Consider the following 6,088-nt stretch of genomic DNA (forward strand, 5'->3'; position numbering starts at 1 on the left):
AATGATTGGATGAACCACCAGGCTGCGAGCGAAATGGTCTTGGCAGGTTGGGTGCGTAGACGACTGGAAAGTGAGTGAACGAAATATGGGGATCACCCCTGAGCCGCGGTCAGAACTGACAAAATTTAAGTTCCATAAACGGGGGAGAAAGTGGCTATACGCTTCGGCGGCAGTTGTAATCGTTCTCGGAGCGGGCATTCCAATTACTTTAAAAAGCTTAGGGAACGGTGCGTCGGTTGCTTCAAGTGAACTGTATACCGTTGGGTACGGCAACCTCGTAGAGTCCATCGATACATCAGGTACAATCGTCGCGCCGAGCCAGTATAGCCTAAGCTTTCAAGGAACGACTGCGCCTGTCACTGCTATTTATGTGAAGGTAGGTCAGTCTGTCAAGGCTGGTCAGGTGCTTGCGAGGATGGATGACAGTTCGGAACAGGTCGAGCTTCAGCAAGCTCGTGCAAGCGTTACCGAGGCCCAAGCTTCTCTCGAGTCGGCACAAGCAAAATTGGAGCAGGACGAGCAGGGAACCACGCCATCAACCATTGCGATGGACAAGAACGCGATTGCGGACGATGAGACCGCCGTACACGAGGCGAAGCAAGCCTATCAGCTGGCGCTGGCGCAGTATAACGACAGATCAAGTGAGGAGCAGGCTGTACAAACAGCAGAGGATAACCTCGCGGAGGCAAAGCAGCAGCTAGCCACTGCAACTGATTCAGTCGCGCTGGATCAACAACAAATTGCCAGCGATGAGGCTGCTATCAAGAATGCACAGCAACAGTTGAGCGAAGATCAACAATCGACGCAGACCTCGGTTTCCGAGGCTGAGCAATCCCTTGCGGCAGACCAGCAGACGCTGGCCGATGATCAGCAAACGTTGTCCCAAGATGAACAGACCTTGCAGTCTGATGAGGCCAATTTGCAGACCGTGGAGCAGGAAAATGACAACGTGACGCAGGCACAGGTCGAACAGGCGTATGAGAAGTACGAAACAGAACTCGGTTTTTCTAACAGTTGGATCGAGGGAGGATACACCGGAACGAATCCATACTCCTCGGCTGTAGCGAACTACCAGTCTATCTACGAGAATCTGAATAATGAATACCAAGCAATTCAAAGCGCACAGAACACTGTGACATCGGATCAGACAAAGGTGACGAATGACGAAAAGGCCATCCAGCAGGATCAAAACAACATTGCGAAGGATCAGGACGAGATTGCCCAGGCGCAAACGAGTGCGCAGCAAACGGTGAATAAAGATCAACAAGCGGTGAGCAGCGACGAACAATCCCTGCAGAATGAAGAGATTGTTCTAAAGAGCGACGAAGCGCAGGCGAAGTTGAATCAGCAAAAAGATCAGGATGCCGTCACCCAGGACGAGCAGGCATTGCAAGCGGAGGAAGAAGCATATAACAATCGAACCTCGGCGCAACAGACGCTCGATAATGCGAAGAACGCCGTGACACAATCGGAAGAATCACTCAGAACAGCTCAGTTGCAGTTGGAAAACGACCAACAACCAGCAACAAAGGCGACTATCGCATCGGACGAAGCATCGGTGACCAACGCGCAAGGCCAGTTGCAGACGGCAAAAGCCAATTTGCAGTCTGCCGAACAGGCTGAATCAGAGACGATTTTGCGTGCGCCCATCGACGGTGTGATTACGGCTGTTAACGGTGAGATCGGTGAGCTACCTGGAGAAGGTGGTAGCAGTGCTTCGGCGAGTACATCTGCCTCTTCGGGAACGAGCAGTGGGTTTATCCAGTTGCAGGACTTGAATGCAAAGGATCTTGAAGTTGATCTTGAGGTTAGCGAATCTCAAATCGGAAGTATTCAGGTAGGGCAGAAGGTTTCCTTTACGGTACCTGCATATCCGAACAGCACGTACAATGGAACCATTACGCAGGTCTACCCAACGCCAACGACTACCTCTGATGTAACACAGTATGAGGTGGTGGCGACGGTCGATAATTCCTCCGGGCAACTGAAGCCGGGTATGACCGCGAGCGCGGTGATTCAAACCGCCTCAGTCACCCATGTGATCACGGTCCCTGCCATCGCTTTGCACCAGATAGGCAGCGTCGAGGGAGTATTTGTGGAAGGCAAGCGGCCAAGCGGGACAGCAGTCACATCCGCGGGGAAGACAGGTGGAAGCGTACATGGCAACGGTACATGGAAATCCAACGGCACCTCGAATGGCTGGAGACCCAGCAGTAAGGGCACTGGTATCACTGGCGGGACGAGTGGGAGTGCAGGCGGTGCGACTGCAACCAATACGTCAAGTGCGTGGGCAGCGATGAGGTCCTCTTCTTCTGCGGCGTCCGGAACCATTCCTGCAGGTACGTATTTCCAACCTGTGCAGGTTGGTTTGATGGGCACAAGCGAAGTGGAGATTACAAGCGGTTTGACAGTTGGAGAAAAAATACTCATCACACTTCCTAGTAAGACTGCGACAGCGCTCGTTCAGAGTGAAAGTAGCGGCACCGGATTTGGGCATGGCTTTGGTGGCTTCGGTGGAGGCGGATTTTCCGCAGGAGGATTTACGGGAACAGGCCGCGGTGGTTATGACGCATCCGCCGGAGGTGGTCAGCAGTGACCGAATATGACTCTGGCGCGCGCGCAAGCAGGGATTTAATCGTGATCGAGAATCTCGTGCGAGAGTACCAGGTAGGTGGGCAAACCATCCGTGCCCTCGATGGTGTTACGCTTACCATTCAGCACGGAGAGTTTGTAGCCATCATGGGACCATCGGGATCTGGCAAGTCAACGATGATGAACATGATTGGGTGCCTTGATACGCCCACGGCGGGGCGGTATTGCCTCGACGGGTTTGATGTGGCGCATCTTTCCGAGGATGACCTCGCGATGCTTCGAAATCAGAAAATAGGATTTGTGTTTCAAAGCTTCAATCTTCTGCCGCGGACGACAGCCTTGGAAAACGTTGAGTTGCCTATGATGTATCTCGGTGTACCGAGTAAAATTCGCAAGCAACGGGCACTGGAGGCACTTCAGCGAGTGGGATTGGCGGAGCGCGTGTACAACAGGCCTAATGAATTGTCCGGGGGACAACAACAACGTGTCGCGATTGCACGCGCGCTGGTCAACAACCCCGTTTTAATTCTTGCGGACGAGCCAACTGGCGCGTTGGACAGTCGGACGACTGAGGATATCCTGAATTTGTTCGAAGAACTACACGCACAAGGCAACACCATTGTTCTCGTTACGCATGAAGATGAAGTTGGCCGCCACGCGAAGCGGATTGTCCGATTTCGTGACGGTCGAGTAGAGCTTGACACGGGAGCGCAGCGGAAAGTGGGGGTGCCAAAGCATGTGGATTGAGATCATGCGTGTAGCGTGGAGGAGTGTGCGGGCGAACAAGATGCGCTCATTCCTGACGATGCTTGGCATCATCATTGGCGTTATGGCAGTGGTACTCAGTTCAGCCATTGGTCTGAGCGCGAAGGCAGGAGTCACAAAACAGGTTGAGAACCTTGGCACCAACGTTCTGACGGTGATGCCTGGATCCGCATCCTCCGGAGGCATTAGCCGCGGTTTCGGCTCCGCCTCAACGCTCACGACTTCAGATGCTACGGCGATTGCGGAGCAGGATCCTGATGTTCAGTACGTGGCACCGCTCGTATCTTCGGATCAACAGGTTGTATATGGGACGAATAACACCAACACAGCCATCGAAGGCACCAATGCTGAATATCCGGATATAAAGAACCTCACGATGGCTGAGGGACGATTTTTTCTGGAATCAGAGGTCAACAGTGCTGCGAACGTTGCTGTTTTGGGGAGCCAGGTAGAGGAGACGCTTTTTTCCGGCGAACGTGTTAACCCAGTAGGGCAGACCATTGACATCGGTGGGATTCCCTTCACAGTGGTAGGGGTGGCGGCGAGTCAAGGAACCAGCGGATTCTCAAACCAAGATGACGCCATCGCCATTCCGATTACCACGGCGATGAACTTATTCACAGGATCCGATACCGTAAACCAGATCCTCGTCTCAGCAAAGTCGCAGGACGTGATGGATCAAGCGCAACTGGAAGTCGAGTCAACCTTGCGTGTCCAGCACCAACTGAGCGCAGCAACGGCGGATGACTTTCAGATTAGCAATCAAGCCACCATTTTAAATACGTTAAGCGGTGTGGACAGGATCTTGACGCTTTTGTTAGACGGGATCTCAGCAATATCGTTGCTCGTGGGCGGAATTGGAATCATGAACATCATGCTCGTGTCCGTTACGGAGCGAACTCGCGAAATTGGTATTCGCAAGGCGATTGGAGCCAAGCGAAGCGTCATTTCCATGCAGTTCCTGCTAGAATCGTTGATGTTGAGTGTGTCAGGGGCAATTGTCGGGCTGATATTGTCCTCCATCGGCACGGAGATTGTGTCGAAATTGACGCAGGATGGAAACTTGCTTTCTCCAGTCGCAGTGGGTGCATCGATGGGATTTTCCGTCGCAATTGGGCTGATCTTTGGTGTGTATCCTGCACGCAAGGCGGCAAACCTCAAGCCAATTGACGCGCTGCGCTTCGAATAGTGGAGTCCTAATTGTGAGTTGGGTGATCTCTGCAGCCGTATGGTTGCCGGGGTCACCCTTTCGCATCCAGGAGCGATAGTTGCCGTCTTGCGGAAACGGATGAAACGAGATGTTGCAATGAGAGGACGACGCCCCTCCCCCGTTTTCTCACCCCAAACATAGCGGTGGTCATGCGTGCGACACAACGCTTTGGTAATCATCCCCTCAACCCCCGCAGTTTTTTCGAATCTCTCGAATCCTCTCGTAGGTAGGTCAAAGGCAAACCATGTGAAAGCATGGGACGCAAAGCTAAAGGGGCTTGGCCAAGTGGCCGTGCCAGCCAGCTGCCCGCTTGGGCCCAATGACCACCAGACAGAGCATTTATGGGAGGAATTCAGGAATGGGCCGTTTTACAAAGAAGTCTATCATGTCTATCGCAACTGCCGCTGTCGTTACGCTATCCGCGACCTCCATGGTCTATGCAGCCGTACGCGGGGATATCCATCGCGCGAATCCTGGCCACAACAGAGGCTGGAGCTTCTCGGCCGATGCGAATGAAAGTGACATGACCAATGTTACGGTCGGCAATTCAACTGCGACTGTCGCGACGAACTCGACGGCCAATTCGAGCGGGGAGAATCAGCAAGGGCCATGGGACAAGCGTGATCGCGACGATAGAAAGGATGCGGACGACAAGCATCAGAAGAAACCTGATGTAGATAAGCAGCAAGTTGTGCTGATGCAAGCAGCGCATCGCCTTTCGGCGGAGGTCAACGTGAAACTCGCACTGGCGCATGCGCAGCTTGAACGAGCAATTGCGAAGGCAAAAGGCAATGAAGCGGCCATCACGGCAGCCATCGCGGCGTATGAAACGGAGGTTCAAAAAGCACTTGCACAGTTGCAAACAGGCTGGAGCAAGGCTGAGACGACGGTTCAGACGACCACGACCGCAAGCACGAGTGGTAACACCACGGTGAGCACGACAAACGGCACTGGCGATGTCGCAGGGAATTCGACAAGCAACACCGCTACGGCATCGGGTAGCAACGCCACGGCAAATGACACGAGCAACAGCACAGGCGGTGTCACGGTGACGACAAGCAATGCCACGGCCAATACTACGTCGAATACCAGCACTGTATCAAATGGCACCACCAATTGAGTGGCGTATCACCCAAACGTGTCAATATAGAGCCCGCTTTTTCCAAGCGGGCTTTTTGTAGTACGCCCAGCATGGGCGGAATCTTTAGGGTGTAAGTCCCGAACGGGGGTTGGCGACATACCTACCGTTAGCCAAGAGCAAGGGTGTCCACCGTGAGGTGGAATCTGAAGGAAGCTGGAGGCAAACCCTCGACCTGAGGTACACGAATCGCATTTGAGGCTGTCATAGTTGGACGAGTTGCCTACACACAACGAAGTCCTAAGTCGCCAAGAGCTACGGCAGTAAACTGCGGCAGGTACGTGAGGGGAAAGAGTCCGTTCTTATCTGGGGAGACCTGTCTGCGCGCTAGCAAGGCTAGTAACCGTCATCGAGAGGTGACGCTGAACAGGCAGGGGTCAGCA

At 53.5% G+C, this 6,088-nt stretch carries 4 protein-coding genes and 1 riboswitch; all 4 genes read left to right on the plus strand.

What is annotated here, in order from left to right:
• The first annotated feature begins 70 nt into the window (after window positions 1-70).
• The 4 genes from BLU70_RS12295 (at window position 71) to BLU70_RS12310 (ending at window position 5,687) form a co-directional block, all read left to right on the plus strand.
• Window positions 71-2,596, plus strand: coding sequence for an HlyD family efflux transporter periplasmic adaptor subunit (locus tag BLU70_RS12295; protein WP_143027539.1), 2,526 nt, complete (start codon window positions 71-73; stop codon window positions 2,594-2,596).
• Window positions 2,593-3,339: an ABC transporter ATP-binding protein gene (locus BLU70_RS12300; RefSeq protein ID WP_074693643.1), complete on the plus strand. Its 747-nt coding sequence runs from the start codon at window positions 2,593-2,595 to the stop codon at window positions 3,337-3,339. The genes BLU70_RS12295 and BLU70_RS12300 overlap by 4 nt, the downstream gene beginning before the upstream one ends.
• Window positions 3,329-4,546, plus strand: a complete 1,218-nt coding sequence (locus tag BLU70_RS12305) for an ABC transporter permease (protein WP_074693644.1) — start codon at window positions 3,329-3,331, stop codon at window positions 4,544-4,546. The genes BLU70_RS12300 and BLU70_RS12305 overlap by 11 nt, the downstream gene beginning before the upstream one ends.
• A 247-nt stretch (window positions 4,547-4,793) precedes the next feature.
• A riboswitch (cyclic di-GMP riboswitch) is annotated at window positions 4,794-4,877 on the plus strand.
• A gap of 48 nt (window positions 4,878-4,925) precedes the next feature.
• Window positions 4,926-5,687, plus strand: coding sequence for a hypothetical protein (locus BLU70_RS12310; protein WP_074693645.1), 762 nt, complete (start codon window positions 4,926-4,928; stop codon window positions 5,685-5,687).
• Window positions 5,688-6,088 lie beyond the last annotated feature (401 nt).

Source organism: Alicyclobacillus hesperidum (genome assembly GCF_900107035.1).
Taxonomy (GTDB): Bacteria; Bacillota; Bacilli; order Alicyclobacillales; family Alicyclobacillaceae; genus Alicyclobacillus; species Alicyclobacillus hesperidum.